The sequence below is a fragment of the Planifilum fimeticola genome (assembly GCF_003001905.1).
Classification (GTDB): Bacteria; Bacillota; Bacilli; order Thermoactinomycetales; family DSM-44946; genus Planifilum; species Planifilum fimeticola.
Window position 1 is genome coordinate 1 of sequence record NZ_PVNE01000041.1, and the last position, 17,188, is coordinate 17,188.

The window sequence follows — 17,188 nt, forward strand, 5'->3', positions numbered from 1 at the left end:
CGGCGGGCGGACGCCCGGGGCCTGGTTTCGGTTTGGGGAGCAGGGGCTCAATCACAGCCCATTGTTCGTCTGTCAGCTCATGTCTCGTACTCATACTTCCATTTTACATTGGCAGATCATGTTTTTGAAATAGCTTGTACACAGATACTGCCGTGGATACTACTTTGCCAACGGCTGGGTCAAAAGCGCCACCGATCCCTGGAATATCACGACCATCTACGACTACAACGAACTGGACTGCAGACGAGTCGCACCCTGACCAGCGCAGGCGGCTCCAGCAGCCGGACGATGGGCTGGAGTTACTAGACGGGAAGCTGAAGGCGCGATCCGTCGACGGCGTGCCGGTGGGCCAGGACGTCTTCTTGGTGGACAACACCGATAAACAAAACACGGAAGAAGTCAACACCCGGGACGCGCATTCCCCCGATCAATGGCGATGGGCACCTATTGGCCGGGAGGGAAAGCGGTGATGTGATGTCACAACCAACAATTGAAGAGGTTATTGCGAAGTTAAAAATGGTTTTCAAAGGAAAATTGACGAGGGAAGAAGTGGCTGATTGGGCATGGAAGTATGTAACGGATGATTCTTTGGTCTTAGAAGACAAGAAATTGCGGGACCTGCTGGATTGTGCTGAAGGAGTTGATATACCGGTTTCGCCTGGAAAATACCTGTTTCATGAAGAAGACATCAAGTACTGGATAAGGCAATTTGAAAAGAATTGATATTCATCGCCTCAGAAAGATCGGTTCTTTCCGAGGCGATGGACGTTGATGGACGTTATTGACCATTTTTCCGTTTCCCATTTACGGGCACCTGAAGAAGTGAGGTCCCAAAGGAGAGGCCGTTATGACCGAGCAGGAGATGCGGACGAAATATAAAGACATTGGCCAATTTCAGGTTTCGCTGAGAGCGGAGGAAGCCGAGCGTCTGCTGAATCGCGTTGTGCCCATCCTGGGCATACCCTTTGATTTCGAGGAGTGCGGGAAGAAGAAGCATGCTTCCGCATCAACCAAAGAAAATACCGTTTATTACAGGGAGGATCCCAGGGATCCCCGGTGTTTGATCCTGGTAGAATTTGAGGAACCCTATTTTCACAGACAGTATGCGAATGTCATCATTCGCTTTCACAAAGATTTGACGGATCCGCTCAAGAGCCTGCTTGGAAGGGTCGGTGAACGCGAGTATGATGATTGCTTAATCAGAAACTCCAAGATGAATGACATCGTCAAACGGCATCGCTTGAATGTGGACATTGTAGATCAACATGATTTGTGTGAAACGCTCTTCAAGAGAAAGGAATTCTGGACGGATTATTACTTTTTGACGCACCAGTCCGGAATTTATCCGGAATTGGTCGATCCGATCCCCTTACCGATCACCGGGAACATGGGCTTGATGCTGGCCATCGGGGATGAAGTCACCGAATCCACCCTCTATCTGTATCATCCTTCCTGTCCAGAACCGGTCCAATTGGGTTGGGACGATGAAGCGCAATGGTTTTCCCATGTGTTTCGTTGGGACGAACTGGAGAGAATATCCGGATTTTTGGTTTCCCAATACCCGGAGATTCCGGCGGTACCATTTTTGCTTTTGTATCGGTTTGCGCCGATCACGAGGGAGAAAGATCCGGAGGCGATCCAGGAAAGGGTGAAGGCGGCCTGGAGTTCGCTGGGTTTGTTTACCGAGTCGGAAGTGATGAATTTGGTGAAGCATACGTGCCATTACAAGGACAATCTCTATTGGAAATATGATCAGGAGAAGGGTTGGTATTGTCATGGGGATGAGGATGACTTATACAGTCTCCGCATCCTTGAAAATGGCGCGTTTCCCTTTTTTCAACTCCGGGAATTGCTGGACTCCATTTAAATCGAACCGCACGATTCTGAAAGAGGGGATTGAACCCGACCTTGAAGGAGAGCTTGTTTTCGATAAACTCTTATATCTTGGACCCGAATGCGCCGAAATCGGGTGATCTGCTGGAAAATCCCCGGAAGTATTTCATCCTCATCGACGATCGGGACTGGATCAAGGCGATCGAACACGATCTTGATTTAAAGTATCTAAATGGTGCCATCGTCATCGAGTACTGCGGATCTACGATCATGGATTATCGGTATTGGGATCTTGTCGATCAGCTGTGGATGTATTTTATTCATCTGATGGGAGAGGTTGATCAATCAGGCGGCAAGGCCCAGATGTTTTTCCCTGACCAGCCCGTCCGATTGGGGTTGGAATGCATAGGTAAGAATGATGTTCTATTCATCCTGGATGACGGAAAATGGAGTCTGCCAAAAAAAGAATTCTTTCAGGAGTTAGTGAATCAAGCCGAACACTTTTTTCGACGGTTGCAGGAATATTTTCCCGATCAGGATCTAGCTGTCCGCCCGCTGAAGGAAATCGGGCAATTAAAAACCACTTTATAGACGTTCCGGGGTGATTCGATGTCGGTTCTCTACGGCTTTTCGGGTATGGATTTGGAAAGGGCGAGGGAACTTGTTGAGGACGGATAAAAGGTTCCATTGGCTGCCCATGAAAGTTACTATCGTGGCGGGGATTACTACCGTTTCAATGGGGACGATGTGACGCTCATTCTTCAGGAGAATTACGATTGCATCGGGGACTGCTTGGAAGAGCCGGATTTCCCCCGATTCAACGTTCTCATGTATTTGGAGGGGAAGCGCTTTCCGGAGCTGGAAAGGCTTGTCGCTGAACGCGTTTCGGAGGCGGTGTTATTGAGGAGAGCCTCCGGATAAAGAGCCGTGTCCCTTACAGACCAAAATACTTGCTGCGCAGGAAATTGAGAAAGCCGTCCGCAAGACGGCTTTCTGCATCGTTCATTCTCCTAGTCGTCCCATTCATCGATCAGACCGCACACCCAGTTCAGGGCATGGATCCGCTCATAGGTGATCATCGTGTCAAAGGGATGTTTTTCTCCCTTGTCATAAGCTTCAACCTGTTGGTTGTAAAGTTGAAGGTGTTGTTCCAGCATGTGCACCATTTCTTCAGACGGGCGCAGCCGGGCTGACGCGATGAAGGGTTGAACAGACTCGCCGAGAGCAGGCAATACCTCACCCATGTAGGAACCGTCGCATCGTTCAATGGGCAGATCCAGCTCATCCACCCGCCCGATGCTCCACAACAAGGCATGCAAGCCCTCGATGCGCCAGGTTAGCCGGTTGGACTGCAATGCCTGTTGTTCCCACTTTTTCTCGGCAGGGCCGAGATTAGAAAGCGGCATCCGAAAGATCTCCTGTTCCCGGGGACTCAGGTAATCCCACAATCCCTCATCGATCGCCCAGTTTACAACCTTTTCCGGCTCCTCGTAAAAAATGACTCCCAGCAACATGTGAAGGGAGAGGACGCGCCTGACGACTTCCCCGGCCGAACGGAGCCGGACTTCTTTTCTTTCGGGATAAACGGGAAAATTGAATATCATCGCGATTCGTTGGGTGTCGGGATCGAAAACGACTTGCTTGGCATTGGCTTCGGTCATTCAGTGAATTTCCCCCTTGTCTGTCGGCGTTGATCCCTATTATATCGAAAAGCGGAGGGGATCGTGCCGATAGAAAACTATCTCGAACAAGGAGGGGGTCTTTCAAGAGCTCATTTTTGTATCGGAGATTCAGTTCTTAAACGGCGACCTTTTCTCTCTTTCATCCTAACTGCGCCAACGGCCCGGCGGGTTTTGCGCGTACATCAGTCTTTCACGACCAATCGAATCCGATTCCCGGACGGATCGCGGGTGAGACGGACTTCGCCGTTCGGCTCAACGGGCGCACCGCTTCTTCTTTTCATCAATCCAAAATATGTTTAAAAATCGAAAGAAAATGCAATTTCTCCCCTCAAATTTCGTCGGGGAACTTTTTACCATCCAAAGGAGTGAGCACTATTCGAAACAAACATGCCTATTCAATGGTTCGCTCCCTTCGCTATATTTGAGCTGCGGAAATGTTTCAAGAAATCGCAAAAGCGATCAGAGGGGAGGAAATGTCGATGTCCCGTGCCGTGGAAAAGGAGACAACGACGACAAAGAGTTCGTCGCATCACACGCGAAAAGGGGTCTTTGTGCCCACCTTTTTGGTCGTTGGGGGAGCGGCCGTGCTGGGAATCGTCAACAACAAGCTGTTGGCCGATATGTCCATGAATGTTTTCCTGGGATCCCTGAGGAACCTGGGCTGGCTTTACCAACTCCTCTCCATAGTCACCCTGGGGCTCATCGCCCTCGTCACCTTTACGCGGTTGGGCAATATCCGGCTGGGAGGTCCGGATGCCAAACCCAAATATTCCTTCGCCACCTGGTTCGCCATGGCGTTGACCGGGGGGATCGCCACAGGGGTGATCACTTACGGCGTGAATGAGCCGATCATCTATTTCGGCAACATTTACGGGGAATTGGATCAAACCGGCGTGGAACCGGGGACGAATGTGGCGGCAATTTATGCCATCGCCCGCAGCTTTTACAACTGGTCCTTCATTCCCTATGCCATGTATTCCCTGAGCGGGCTCATCATCGCCTACATGTACTTCAACCGGCAGAAGAAACTGTCCGTTTCGGCCTCGTTGATCCCCTTGTTCGGTGAAAAAGTCACCAGAGGGTTCTGGCAAAACCTCATCGACACGGTATCGGTGCTGGCCATTGCCCTCGGTCTCGCCTCCTCCCTCGGCGCGGGGCTGGCTTTGGTGGGTTCCGGAATCGAGTCGATTTACGGCATTGACCAGGGAATCGTCCTGTGGCTGATGTTGACCTTCGTGATCACCGCCACCTTCACCATGTCGGCGATCAAGGGATTGGATCGGGGCATTCGCATCTTGTCGGACATTAACGCAAAAATTTTCTATATTCTCTTGATACTGCTGTTCATCATGGGGCCCACCGTGTACATGTTGAGGACATCCACGGCGGGGCTGGGATACTGGCTGCAGCATTTCTGGGAATGGGGCCTGGATCCCATCGATCTGGGCGGCGAAGCGCTGGTGATGTGGTGGACACTGTACGACTGGGCCATTTGGATCGCCTACGCCCCCCTCATGGGCATCTTTCTCGCCGTCATCTCCTACGGGAGAACGATCCGGGAATTCATGATCATCAACTGGATCTTGCCCTCCGTCTTCGGGCTGGTCTGGTTCGGCATCTGGGGATCGACGGCCCTCCACTGGCAGCAGAAAGGCATCACCGATCTGGTGGCCACCATTAAGGAAAGCGGCGCCGTGGCCGGTCTGTGGACCTTCCTGTCCCATTTGCCGTTGGGGGCGGTGCTCGTTCCCGTGGTGATGGTCACCCTGGTGCTCTCGTTCGCCACGGCCGCCGATTCCATGACCCGAACCATCGCCTCCCTGTGCACTTCCAACATCCGACACGACGAAGAGCCTCCCAACTGGCAAAAACTCGTCTGGGCCCTTTCCATCGGGATCATTTCTTTCGTCATGGTCGCCTATGCGGGAGGCGAACAGGGAGTGGACGGGGTCAAATATTTGGCCGCCGCCGGAGGGACCACCGTCCTGTTCCTGTTCTTGTTGCAGGTGATCTCGGCCATCAAACTGTTTTTTGTCGATCCGAAAACGAAAGCGGATACAAACCGGTAAAGAGGAAGTGCCGAGAAGGGGGAATGCCGGGCTTTGAAAGCGCCCCCTTCCGGCCTTTGCCGCCGAAAGCATCGATAAAGAAAAGGGGATGGCCGGTATGGATGCACAGGACATCAAAAAAGTGGTTCTCGGCGAAAAATTGGACATCGAGCAATTTGTCGCCGTGGCCCGTTACGGGGCGAAGGTGGAATTTTCCCAAGCCTATTGTCAGCGGGTGAACCGCTCGAGGCGGCTGGTGGAGAGGTGGACCGATGAAGGGCGGGTCATGTACGGGGTGAATACGGGCTTTGGCGCCCTGTGTACCCGGGTCATATCCGCCGAGGAAACCGAAGAGCTGCAGAAAAACATCCTGCTTTCCCACGCCGTTTCGGTGGGGGATCCCCTGTCCATCGAGGAGACGCGGGCCACAATGCTGATGGTGCTGCAGAATCTGGGCTTGGGATATTCCGGGGTTCGCCTGCGGGTTCTGGAGATGTACAAGGAGTTCTTAAACCGGGGACTCATCCCCCTCGCCCCCGGCGACGGATCAGTGGGGTACCTCGCCCCCGAGGCGCACATCGCTTTGGTGCTGATGGGGGAGGGCGAGGCCTATGTCAAGGGAGAGCGGATGCCCGCCAGGGAGGCGCTGGAGCGGGTGGGATTGGAGCCGGTGACGTTGTCCTCCAAGGAGGGACTGGCGCTGATCAACGGGACCACCGGCGCGACGGGAATCGGCGCCCTGGCCTTGTACGACATGATCAACGCCGTCAAGTCCGCCGATGTGGTGGGGGCCATGTCGCTGGAAGTGCTCAAGGGGTCCCTCCGGGCCTTTGACGAACGCCTCATGCGGGTCCGCCCCCACGAAGAGCAGGGGAGGACGGCGGAGAATGTCCGGATGATCCTGCAGGATTCCGAAATGGCCCGACACTATGCAAGGTATCGGCTGCAGGACGCCCTATCCCTCCGCTCCATTTCGCAATTGCACGGCGCGGCCAAAAAGACCTTTTTCGACGCCTTGAAGACCATCGAGACCGAGATGAATTCCTGCTGCGACAATCCCATCCTGTGGCCGGAGGGGGATGACGGGGAGGCCCTTTCCGGGGGCAATCCGGACTCCTCCTATGTGGGAATCGAAATGGACTCCGCATGCATCGCCGCCACCGCCGTCGCCAAGATGTCGGAGCGGAGAAATTACCGTCTGATCAACAGCAGGCTTTCCGAATATCCGGACTTTCTCGTGAAGCAGGCTGGACTGAACTCGGGCCTCATGATTCCCCAATATACCCAGGCCGGGCTGTTGAACGAGATGAAAATCCTGTCCCATCCCGCGACGGTGGACAATATCCCGACCTGCGCCGATCAGGAAGACTATGTGGCCATGGGCTATAACGCCGCCAAAAAGGCGAGACAGGTGGTCAACAAGTGGGAATATATCTTGGCCATCGAGCTGTTGTCCGTTTACCAGGCGCATCAATTCGCGGATCCCGCCCTGAAGCCCGGCAGGGCCAGCCGGGCCGTATTGGAGCTCGTGGCCCTTTGGGTGCCCCCGCTCACCCGGGATCTGCAGCTTTATCCCCTGATTCAAGTGCTCCGGGACTTCATCCACTCCGGGGAGCTGGTCCGACTGGTGGAGGAAAAGGCGGGGAGGCGGCTGAGCTGACCCGCGCTGAGGCGCTCCTCCCGCTTGGTCTTTCGTGACGCATCAAAAAGGATCAGCCTGGCCCTCGAAAAAAGGGCCAGGCTTTTTATTAGGAGAAAGTTACTCCACTTCCTTCAAGATCTTTTCGATGGAGGCCAGGCGTTCTTTCATCTCGGCCAGATCCTTCGCCAGCTGCTTCTGCTTCTGGAGGATTTCCCGCTGGACCTCCATCGCTTCTGTGGCCAACTTTTCGTACCTCTCCGATTCGTCTTTGGCGATCTTGGTTTGCCGGATCTTCGACCAATTGCTCAACAAAATGGCGAGGAAGATGAGTGAAAAGGCCATGCCCGCCAATGCAATGAGGATCCCGCTTTTTATCATGATTCACTTCCTTTCGGCTTGGTCGTCAGCGATTGGGCGGCTTTCGCAATCAGCTCCTGATTGAGGGGCAGATCGAAGGGAACCAGCTCGTAATACTTCATCGCTTTGCCGTCGTCGGAGAGCTCGAAGGAGCTTTTCACGATGCCGGCTTTTTCCATCTTTTTCAGGTGCATGTACAAAAGGGGGCGGCTCATTTCCAATTCCCTGGCCAGTTGGCTGACATATTTCCGCTCGCGGCTCAGGATGGACACGATCAGCAGGCGGTGCGGGTTGGCCAGCGCTTCCAAAAGGGCGAGCAGTCGGTCTCCCGTGATTTCCTGTTCGGATCGGCCCATTCGGATCAACCGTTCGGTCGTAGATTTTTCATGATGTTCTCGACTCCGACCATCACGAGGAGACCGCCGACAGCGCTCACGGGGACGGCCGGGCTGATTTTCCCCAGCCCGAACAGGGTCATGGCGAGGATCAGAAGGGAAGCGCCGAGCCTGTTCAGCCGGTTGTGAGCCGTTGCCGAACCGCGTTGGCCTGCCTGGAGGAAGGCGTGATCGCTCAAGCCCGCCAGGGCCAGGGATACCCATCCGGGCAGATGGATGTGCGCATGGGCCGATGGGAAGGAGAACGGATCGGAACCCTTCATGCAAATCCCCGAACCGACTCCGGTGACAAAATGGACGGCGGCAATCCCGATGAAGCGGATGGGCATTTAATTTCTCCTTTCATGAGTAATAAGTTGCTTATACCTGTAAATAAAATATTACACATGATATGATCTGTCAACGGTGTGGGGGAGCCATTTCGGAATTTGTCATGGGGAAGAGATGTGGGGTGGCGGTCCGTTTTGCCATGACCGGTTTTCCCAATCAACAGCCCGTCGTGCCCGGCATCTTGAAAAGAAGGTTCGGGGCTCAGAGGGGAAGTTTGCAGGAAATCCTCGGGGGATCGGATTCCGTGGCGGATCTCCATCTCTCAGGATTTGCTTGAACAACTTAATAGTTTTCGGTAGGTTTGAAAGGGGAGGGGCGTAGAGTCGCACTTTTATTATTTTCCATATCTTTGGATGAGATATTTTGGTTTTAACTACACCCCAAAGGGTATTGATTAATGGTGAAACCCGTGTAACATTATTGTCAAATGGCCAGGAGGGGTGGGCTGTGTCACAGGCGAAAGAGTACCGGCGGTTGATTTTGGAAGTCATCGAAGACATGGAGTTTTTGGCCACGACCTTCAATACGGAAAGAGGCGAAGAAACAAAAAAGGCCTTTAAGCGAGGGCAGAAGGAAGCTTGTTTAAAATGGGCGGAAATCCTTAAGGAGAGGTTAAACAAACTGGAAAGGAGCAAAACGAGTGGCTAATAAATGCGTTGCATGTCTCCAACAAATTCCCCGTGGGGAACCTGTTTATTGGACCGATGGAAAAACCTTCTGCGAATCGTGTTATTTGGAATATAAGGAATGGAAGAGGAAACAGGGGAAATAGGGAACGGGATGTGCTCCGGACTTCGACACTGCCGCTTAAAAAGAGGGTTCGGCTTTACATACGGGTTTACAGGTCCTTCAGAACGGTGCAGAAAGCGGTATTGGTTCACCGGACGGCACGGAGGCGAGCGGGTTTTTCACCATGGGGAGGTAAAGGGGAATGGGGATGTCATCTGTCACCCGATGGAACGGCGGGTGCTGCTTGCAGAAAAGGCGGGAGCGGATGCGGGTTCGCGGCAGGAAAAAGGGATTGTCAAAAAACGCCCCCCTGCGGTCAGTCACCGATGAGATCGCAGGGGGGCGACGTTTATTTTCCGGTCCATTCGGCGGAAAGGGGAATCCGCCAGGAGGCTCCCTTTTTCAGGTTGTAAACATATCCCTTTGAATCATCGTTTTCATCCTTGTATTGGCGAACGAGGGTGATGTCTCCCAAATTCAGCTCCCAGCGGTTTCCGGAGGCGGGTCGGATTCCCAGGATTTCGTAGGCGCCGTTCCGCTCCCCGTCGGTCTCGACGAAGATTTGCTTGCCGGCGAGTTCTTTCGGATCGATCGCCGGCCCTTTTCGCTTGACCGTCAGGCGGTTTTGATCCGTCAGCTCCCTGGTGAAGTCTTCCACCGTCCCCTTCACGCTGCCGTGGGACTGAAGCAGAGGCGGACCGTCAACCGGGCCCAGGAGACGGCCGTCGTGGAGATAGGCATAGACCGGTTTTCCGCCCTTTTCGGAGTAGACGCCGAAGAAGCCTCGGAAGCGGAACTTGCCGTCCACGGTGTAAGTGACTTCCGGATCCAGCGAGTTGACGATGTAGTCCACCCGCCCGTCGGAAAGGGTCACTTTCACGGCCGCCGCCGTGTTGGCATCGACCTTTTTACCGTCCGCTTTCAGGGTTGCGGACTCGATGGAGCGGATGAACCGCTGATTCTTGTAGGGTTCCAGCACGGAGACGAACTGGCTTTCCAGGTCCTCACCGCTTCGGTGGGCGATCAGGTAGCGGAGGCTTTCCGGGTTTCCCGGCAGTTTCGGCGGGTATCCGTCCGCCAAGGCGACTTCGTCCACGGGGCTTAGCATCGTCAGGCGGAGGTGAATATCCTCTTCCTGCGGGAGAACTCCCCAGGTATCCCGGATTTTCCAGTCGACGCTGAAGGGGCCCGAGGGATTCCGGTCCCGCTCCACCCGGGTCAGATAATGGAATCCGCTGCCGGCGTAATCCCACCCGTCGGGTTGATCCGGCTCCTTCTCTCCGAATTCCACATCCTCTCCGGCATAGGTGCCCTTCAGCTGAGGTACGAGGTTGAGACCTTCCGTCGTCACTTCCCCTTCGGCGCCGTGGAAGCTGAAGTGGTGCTCCTTACCCCCCTTCACCCGGAAGAAATCGACGGCGTAGGAGTTTTCCTCATCCACCCGGATCATCGCCGTCGTCCGCCGGTACCGTTCCGTTTGCGGGTATACCTTGGGCGCTTCCACGTCGATCAGCTGCACCCGGGAGGCGGCGTCGAAGTGATGGGGGATGCCCACCCAGTGGTCCTTCTGCTTGGAGCGGTCCACCACCACGGTGTTATGGCTGACGGTGTTGCTCACCCACTCGGTGCGGTCCTTGAAATTGTCGGGATAACCCAGATCCGGGCTCAGATCGAGTCCGAAGGCGTGCAGCCCCAGGTTGAGGGTGTCCTTGTGTCCGTGGCGGCCGACCTGGTTGCGGCCGTAGTAGAGCCACAGCCCCCGGAGGTTGCGGGAATCCTTCGCTTCCTGGGTCAGCGCCGCGCGGTTCTTCAGCACCAGCTTGCTGATCCCCAATTTGTAGTTGGTCGCTTGCGGATGTTTGCCCGTGTTGACAAAGCTGATCGTATGGGTTCCCTTGCTCAGCCGGAATTCGCCCAGATCGACCGGCTCCGGTGAGGGGGACGTGCCGTAGAAATCGTGTTCCTTTACCTTCTTGCCGTCGATCCGGATCTCATACCGTCCGTAGCCGGTCGATTCCAGGGGAACCATTTCCAACCGGTACCGGTCCGTGGAGGGGACCTGAAAGGCGAAGGAGATCCTTCTCCCTTTCCGGACCGCTTCCAGCTGCACGGCCCCGGCTCCGTCATAGTAATCCTCGGGGATGTCGAAGGCTTCGGGGATGCGTTTCCCCAGCTCGTCGGTTTCCAGGTGAATCCGGCCGAGGAAATCGGTCACTTCCGCCGTGGCGTCGATTCGCTTAAGCTCCGAGAACTTATAGGTGATTCCCCGGTCGGAGGGCGCCTTTCCGTCGCGCAGGGCGGTGAAACCGAAGCCGGCGAGGTTGGTGCTGCCCGGATTGAAGGGTCCCTTCTCATCGACGACGCGCTCGATGTCCCGGACCACCTTTTCGGGATCTGCGGAAAAGATGTCCCCGTGAAGGCCGTCGGTGGTGTTGCCGTTCAACCGGTAGGCCAGTTGGGCGTGAACCGGTTTTCCGTACTGCTCAAAGGCTTTGACGTGTTCCTGAACCGTTCCGACGATCCCGGGATTTCCCGCCTTGAAGGAATCTCCGATGGTGGGGGTGTAGTTGTCCGCCATCACCAGCGGGTAGCGGGTGTCGAACATCTTCCGGAACTTGACGTTGTTGTACAGATCGGCTTTGGGATAGCGGTCGTATCCCTTTAGAACATCGGCCACGTCCATGATTTGCTGCAACCAGTAGCTGTTGTATTCGGTGGAGGGTTCATCGCCGAATCCGTCCCGATCCACCTGATTGACGAGGGTGGTCATCACATTCCCGCCGGTCAGGTGCCAATCGGGAGTGGAGTAGAGGCCGCCGGTCTGGAACACCCAATCGATCCACTTTTCCGTCGTCCCCGGCTCGTCCAGCACCACGGCGGCCATGGCCAGCGCCCGCTGGTGCATTCCGAAGTTGCCGCGGATCTGGGCGTTTTTCACCGCAGGGAAGATCTGCCGCACCAGGTTGTCCTCGATGTTTTTGCGGACGGCTGCGGCGGTGTCCTTCGGATTGTCCAGCTTATATTTCTCGGCTTTCTCCCGTAGGAACTCCACGGCCCCGGATTCCTCCACCACTGGGAAGAAGGCGTCGTAGGCGGACAGATAATTGGGAACCGCGGTCGCTTCCCAGATGCTCCCCCGGATTTTGCCCTTTCCGGTTCCGCCGTGGGAGTTGAGGTAGCCGTCCTCCTCCTTGTAGACGGAAACGTCCATCTCCGGATACACGTCGGCGACGCGGTCCAGGAGGATGATGCCGGCCCGGGAATAGCGCAGGTCGCCGGTGTAGAGATAGGCGTCCCGGAAGGCCCGGATGGCATTGTCCACCACTCCCCCGTGCCAGACGTGCCAGTGGTTGTAATAGGCGATGAAGGTCCAGCGGTTCCCCTCTTCATCCACCCAACCGTAGCCGTCGTCCACTCCCCAGTCGGGCCCCTTTTCCGGGTAGAGTTCGTTGACCAGGTAACGCTTGTCCGCCCGTTTGGGGTCGAAGATGCCGTGCTCGTCCAAACCGCTTTTGTAGTAGGATTCGAAGTCGTTGGTGGGGAATTTGTATCCGCTGCTGGGATCGGTCAGCTTCCAGGGTTCGTTCAGCGGGTCCGCCAGCCATCCACGGTAGCCGTACTTTTCGTTGAATTCCTTGCCGGTGATGGGAGATCCCAATTCATAGTTGACGGCATAACTGCGAGGGAGGGACTGGGGCGTCACCATCTCCCACAGCCGCTCTTCGCCGTAGGCCAAGTATTTTTCGGCTTCCTGGACGGCATTGTCCCGCGTTTTGCGTGCCCAGTCATACTGCTGTACGTTCTTGCGGGCGTTGGCCACTTTCTCCTCGGTGTAAATCGTGCTCCGGGTTTTGCCGCTCTCCCCCTCGGACGGCTGGGCACGAGCGGGATAGTTGTAAAGGGTAAACAGAAGCAACAGCAGGCAGAGGAGGATGAGGAAATGTTTCACCCGAAAAACTCCTTTTCTCAATTTTGAATTTTCCACAAATAAAAATAGCGAAGGGCTCCGCCGATTGCAAGTCCATTGAATGTCGAAAATTCCGGGGCTTTTTTCACCGCATTTCGTCATTTTCCGGTCGCCCCCCCTTTTTTATAATTTAAATGGCTCGAACTCGGCTATTGCACCTTCGCCCCGCGGAACGCCCTTGTCGGCGGCCGGCGGGCGCGGGGATTCCCAACTTCCGGCAAAAAGGAGCGGTGAAGTTGAACATTTCCCGGATCGACGTGTTTCCGTTGCGACTGCCGATGAAACAAAACTTTTTGATCTCCGGCGGTTCCGTGGGAGGAGTGGATCAGGGAGCTCCCCATGTCTACGTGCGGGTGGTGGATGACCAGGGAGTGGAAGGGTGGGGAGAGGCGCGCCCCAGTCACCGCTGGAGCGACGAGACGCTGGAGTCGGTGGTGACCACCCTGCGGCGATATATCGCTCCCGCGCTGATCGGGGAGGAAGTGGAGGACCTGCAGACGGTGCATCGAATCATGAACCGGGAAATCAAGGGCGGGCTCGACACCGGCCAGCCCATCGCCAAAGCGGCGGTGGACACGGCCCTCCACGATCTGATCGGCAAACGGCGGGGCGTTCGCCTGCCCGGGCTGTGGCTGGGTCCCTTCCGGGACTCCCTCCGCCTCTCCTATCTGATCAGCACCCGCGATCCGGAGGAGGCGGCGGAAAAGGCGCGACAAGCCCGGGAAGCGGGGTTTCGCGGGGTGGATGTCAAGATCGGGCTGGATCCCCGCCGGGACGTCGATGTGTTGGAAGCGGTGAAGGCGGCGGCGCCGGATCTGTTTTTCCGAGTGGATGCCAATCAGGCGTACACCCTGCCCCAGGCGGTGCGGCTGGCCAAGCGGATGGAAACGCTGGGGGTGGATGTCTTTGAACAGCCCCTGCCGGCCGGCGATCTTCTCGGCCACGCCGAACTGCGCCGCAAGACCCATCTGCCCGTGGCCCTGGACGAGAGCGTTTGGACGCCCGGCGATGTGATCCGGGCGGTCCGCCTCGAGGCCTGCGACACGATCGTAGTCAAATGCACCAAGATGGGCGGGCTGACCGGCGCAAAGCGGTGCGGGGAAATCGCCCGGGAAGCCGGATTGGAGCTGTTGGGCGGCGGGCTGACGGAATCGACCCTGGGGCTTGCGGCCAGCGCCCACCTGTTCAACTATTTGGGAATTGAAACCCCCGTCGATCTGAACGGCCCCTTTTTCCTGAAGGAGGATCCCGTGAGGGAAGGGCCGCAGATCCTGCGGGGAGGGGAGGTCCGCCTCCCGGACCGCCCCGGGATCGGATGCAGGGTGGAGGTGGCGGACGTGGAGCGGTTTCTGGCGGAATGAAGGATGGGGTAAATCGAGAGGAGTTGTGCCGATGCGTCCCGCGCGTTGGTCGGCGGGAGCGCGTCGGCTTTTTTGTTTTCGAAAATTTGTGGATGTCGGTGCCGGGTCTCCGGCGATCCAAGGATTTCAAAACCGAAGGCGCAAACCGGTTCGGGAACGGGCGTTGACAGTATCTCCTTCCCGGACTACAATAAGGCGAGGGTTTTATCATTTTTTCCGATCAATTAACTTAGGAATAATAGGGGGTAAATTCATCGATGAAAAAATTTTTGCCATCGGCCTGCTGTTTTCCGCCCTGTGGGCTTTGACGGCCTGCAGCGACACGCCACCCCAGGTCGAGTCCAAGCAGACGGATCGGCTTCTGGAGGAAATCAAAGAGCGTGGCGAGATCCGCATCGGAACGGAAGGCACCTACAAGCCCTTCAGCTTTCGGGATGAAAAAACCAATGAACTGACGGGATACGATGTGGACGTGGCCCGGGAAGTGGCGAAGCGGCTGGGGGTGAAGGCCAGCTTTGTCGAAACTCCCTGGGATGCGATGATGACCGGACTGAAGACCGGCCGCTTCGATACGGTGGCCAATCAGGTGGGGATCACGGAGGAGCGGAAGAAAACCTTCGATTTCTCCGATCCGTACACGATCTCCTACGCCCAGATCGTCGTCCATGAGGATAACGACACCATCAAGGGAATCGAGGACCTGAAGGGGAAACGGGCAGGTCAGACGCCCACCAGCAATTACGGCAAGATGGCCAAGGAAGCCGGGGCGGAGATCGTCGCCTACGAAGACATGATGTCGTCCATGCGGGATCTGGCCGCGAAGCGGGTGGACGCCAGCATCAACGACCGGCTGGCCATCGCCGAGATGATGAAAGCGGTGGATCTACCCCTGAAGACCGTGGGGGAGCCCTTTGAGAAGTCGGAGATGGCCTTCCCGGTTCCCAAAGGCAACGAGGATCTGGTTCGGGAGATCAACAAGGCCCTGGAGGCCATGCGCAGGGACGGAACCTTGTCAAAGATCTCCAGGAAATGGTTCGGGGAAGATGTATTCCGTCCTTGAGCCAGAACCCTCCGAGTGTCGGAGGGTTTTGACATGGAAGCAGATCTGACCTCGGGAACGACCGGGAAGGAAGTGTGAAAAATTGAACGGGGACATTCGTTTTGAGAATCTGTTCAATCCGCAATTGGCGTTGGAGTCCTTACCCTACGTGCTGTCGGGAATGGGGTATACCCTGATTCTCAGCCTGCTGACCATGGGGGTCGGCCTGGTGCTGGGGCTGGTGACGGCGATGGCCCGGATGTCCCGGCGCGTGCTGCTCCGCTGGCCGGCCAGGGCTTACATTTCCGTGATCCGGGGGACGCCCCTGTTGGTCCAGTTGTTTATCCTCTTTTACGGCTTGCCGGTGATCGGGATCACCCTGGATCCGATCACCGCGGCCGTGATCGGCCTTTCCCTCAATGTGGGGGGGTATTCCGCGGAAACGATCCGGGGGGCCGTTTCGTCCATTTCCAAGGGGCAGTGGGAAGCGGCCAAGTCCCTCAACATGACCTACCTGCAGACGATGCGCCGGATCGTGATCCCCCAATCGGTCCGCGTCGCCTTGCCCCCCCTTGCCAACACCTTTCTCAGCCTGGTGAAGGATACGGCGCTCCTCTCGGTGATTACGGTGCCGGAGATGCTGTATCGGGCGAAAATCGTCGGAGGAAGCACCCTGGATTACATGACCCCTTACCTGTTGGTAGCCCTTTTGTACTGGGTGATCTGCACCATTCTCAACGCCTTGAACGAACGGCTGGAGAAGCGTTACGGCCGTTTCGCCTCGTAGGGAGGGTCGGCTGGCATGATTGAGATCCGAAATTTGAACAAGCGTTTTGGCGATGCGGAAGTGCTGAAGGACATCCATCTGCGGGTGGAGAAGGGGGAAGTCTGCTGCATCATCGGTCCCAGCGGAGCGGGGAAATCCACCCTGCTGCGCTGCATCAATCTGTTGGAGACCCCGTCGTCGGGGACGATCGCGGTGGCCGGACACATTCTCTCCTTCGACGGTAGCCTGCCGGGAGAACGGGAGATCCGCCGCCTCCGGAGCAGAACCGGAATGGTGTTTCAGAACTTCAACCTGTTTCCTCATAAGACCGCCCTGGAGAACGTAATCGAAGGACCGATCGTCGTGAAAAGGGTAAAGCCGGAGGAGGCGATTCGACACGGAGAGCGGCTTCTGGCCAAGGTGGGGCTGGCGGACAAGCGAGATGTTTATCCCTCCCGGCTGTCCGGCGGGGAGCAGCAGCGGGTGGCGATTGCCCGGGCATTGGCCATGCAGCCGGAGGTTCTCCTCTTCGACGAGCCCACCTCGGCTTTGGATCCCGAACTGATCGGCGAAGTGCTCAGGACGATGAGGGAGCTGGCGGCGGAAAAGCAGACGATGGTGATCGTCACCCACGAAATGAACTTCGCTCGGGAGGTGGCCGATCAAGTGGTCTTCATGGACCGAGGCCGGATCGTGGAGGCGGGACCTCCTTCCCGGATTTTCACCTCTCCCCGGGAAGAACGGATCAAGCGGTTTCTGGAAAAGATAGATGCGGGGTAATGAACACAGCCGCAGGGGAGATGCGCCGCATCCCGCGGGCTTTACAGACGAACAAAAACACCGGGATTTGAAACCCGGTGAGGCTATTGACAAACCCAGCGGAAAAACCGCTGGGTTTGTATGCTAATTGGAAGAAAATAGAGAAGAACAGACGGATAAAGGACCCGCCTTGGGGCCCATTGTTCCTCTTCCAAAGGAGCAAGGTCATTTTCTTGATGTTTTGGCAAACGGCAGTAAGGAGGCATTGCTCTGTTACTCT

18 protein-coding genes are annotated in these 17,188 nt (G+C 56.3%); 12 read left to right on the forward strand and 6 right to left on the reverse strand.

Translation table 11 applies throughout. The features are described 5' to 3' along the window. Positions 1-447 precede the first annotated feature (447 nt). From CLV97_RS16730 to CLV97_RS16745, 4 genes are all read left to right on the forward strand, one after another. Positions 448-723, forward strand: a complete 276-nt coding sequence (locus tag CLV97_RS16730; RefSeq protein ID WP_146130533.1) for a DNA-binding protein — start codon at positions 448-450, stop codon at positions 721-723. A 124-nt stretch (positions 724-847) separates the two neighbouring features. After that, entirely contained in the window at positions 848-1,867 is a 1,020-nt protein-coding gene (locus CLV97_RS16735; RefSeq protein ID WP_106346674.1) for a hypothetical protein, read from the forward strand. 41 nt (positions 1,868-1,908) lie between these two features. Beyond that, positions 1,909-2,424: a hypothetical protein gene (locus tag CLV97_RS16740; RefSeq protein WP_146130534.1), complete on the forward strand. Its 516-nt coding sequence runs from the start codon at positions 1,909-1,911 to the stop codon at positions 2,422-2,424. A gap of 96 nt (positions 2,425-2,520) precedes the next feature. Then, on the forward strand, positions 2,521-2,754 hold the full coding sequence (locus CLV97_RS16745; protein ID WP_106346676.1) for a hypothetical protein: 234 nt from the start codon (positions 2,521-2,523) through the stop codon (positions 2,752-2,754). A gap of 89 nt (positions 2,755-2,843) precedes the next feature. Here the strand turns inward: CLV97_RS16745 and CLV97_RS16750 are convergent, their stop codons facing one another. Then, positions 2,844-3,494 carry a DUF4272 domain-containing protein gene (locus CLV97_RS16750; RefSeq protein ID WP_106346677.1) on the reverse strand — a complete coding sequence of 217 codons (651 nt, stop codon included), beginning with the start codon at positions 3,492-3,494 and terminating at the stop codon, positions 2,844-2,846. A gap of 500 nt (positions 3,495-3,994) precedes the next feature. On the opposite strand from CLV97_RS16750, the gene CLV97_RS16755 reads away from it, so the two are divergent. Continuing rightward, a complete protein-coding gene (locus tag CLV97_RS16755) occupies positions 3,995-5,584 on the forward strand; it encodes a BCCT family transporter (protein ID WP_245891685.1) in 1,590 nt (529 codons plus the stop codon). Between the two features lie 97 nt (positions 5,585-5,681). Then, positions 5,682-7,223 (forward strand): HAL/PAL/TAL family ammonia-lyase, encoded by a 1,542-nt coding sequence (locus tag CLV97_RS16760; protein ID WP_106346679.1) that lies wholly within the window; start codon positions 5,682-5,684, stop codon positions 7,221-7,223. A gap of 99 nt (positions 7,224-7,322) precedes the next feature. Here CLV97_RS16760 and CLV97_RS16765 read toward each other — a convergent pair whose 3' ends face one another. The 3 genes from CLV97_RS16765 to CLV97_RS16775 are packed head-to-tail and all read right to left on the reverse strand — an operon-like array spanning position 7,323 to position 8,286. Beyond that, complete coding sequence (locus CLV97_RS16765) at positions 7,323-7,583, reverse strand: hypothetical protein (RefSeq protein WP_106346680.1); 261 nt, start codon at positions 7,581-7,583, stop codon at positions 7,323-7,325. Further along, positions 7,580-7,918 (reverse strand): ArsR/SmtB family transcription factor, encoded by a 339-nt coding sequence (locus tag CLV97_RS16770; RefSeq protein ID WP_106346681.1) that lies wholly within the window; start codon positions 7,916-7,918, stop codon positions 7,580-7,582. The genes CLV97_RS16765 and CLV97_RS16770 overlap by 4 nt, the downstream gene beginning before the upstream one ends. 5 nt (positions 7,919-7,923) lie before the next feature. After that, entirely contained in the window at positions 7,924-8,286 is a 363-nt protein-coding gene (locus CLV97_RS16775; protein WP_106346682.1) for a cytochrome-c oxidase, read from the reverse strand. A 448-nt stretch (positions 8,287-8,734) separates the two neighbouring features. Between CLV97_RS16775 and CLV97_RS16780 the strand changes: the two genes are divergently transcribed. Next, positions 8,735-8,935, forward strand: a complete 201-nt coding sequence (locus CLV97_RS16780) for a hypothetical protein (protein WP_106346683.1) — start codon at positions 8,735-8,737, stop codon at positions 8,933-8,935. Then, the gene (locus CLV97_RS19010; protein ID WP_143085322.1) at positions 8,928-9,059 is read left to right on the forward strand and encodes an LIM domain-containing protein; all 132 of its coding nucleotides are present in this window, start codon (positions 8,928-8,930) and stop codon (positions 9,057-9,059) included. Before CLV97_RS16780 ends, CLV97_RS19010 begins: the two co-directional genes overlap by 8 nt. Positions 9,060-9,365: 306 nt before the next feature. On the opposite strand, the gene CLV97_RS16785 is transcribed toward CLV97_RS19010, so the two are convergent. Next, a complete protein-coding gene (locus CLV97_RS16785; protein ID WP_170070592.1) occupies positions 9,366-12,965 on the reverse strand; it encodes a heparinase II/III domain-containing protein in 3,600 nt (1,199 codons plus the stop codon). Positions 12,966-13,213: 248 nt separating this feature from the next. Between CLV97_RS16785 and CLV97_RS16790 the strand changes: the two genes are divergently transcribed. The 4 genes from CLV97_RS16790 (at position 13,214) to CLV97_RS16805 (ending at position 16,929) form a co-directional block, all read left to right on the forward strand. Then, positions 13,214-14,344 carry a mandelate racemase/muconate lactonizing enzyme family protein gene (locus CLV97_RS16790; RefSeq protein ID WP_425440580.1) on the forward strand — a complete coding sequence of 377 codons (1,131 nt, stop codon included), beginning with the start codon at positions 13,214-13,216 and terminating at the stop codon, positions 14,342-14,344. Between the two features lie 304 nt (positions 14,345-14,648). After that, entirely contained in the window at positions 14,649-15,404 is a 756-nt protein-coding gene (locus CLV97_RS16795) for a transporter substrate-binding domain-containing protein (protein WP_245891688.1), read from the forward strand. Positions 15,405-15,486: 82 nt separating this feature from the next. After that, positions 15,487-16,170: an amino acid ABC transporter permease gene (locus tag CLV97_RS16800; protein ID WP_106346687.1), complete on the forward strand. Its 684-nt coding sequence runs from the start codon at positions 15,487-15,489 to the stop codon at positions 16,168-16,170. Positions 16,171-16,185: 15 nt separating this feature from the next. Continuing rightward, positions 16,186-16,929: an amino acid ABC transporter ATP-binding protein gene (locus tag CLV97_RS16805; RefSeq protein WP_106346688.1), complete on the forward strand. Its 744-nt coding sequence runs from the start codon at positions 16,186-16,188 to the stop codon at positions 16,927-16,929. On the opposite strand, the gene CLV97_RS18430 is transcribed toward CLV97_RS16805, so the two are convergent. Continuing rightward, the coding region (locus tag CLV97_RS18430) for a hypothetical protein (protein WP_211295785.1) at positions 16,895-17,188 on the reverse strand (294 nt) is incomplete at its 5' end. The genes CLV97_RS16805 and CLV97_RS18430 overlap by 35 nt on opposite strands.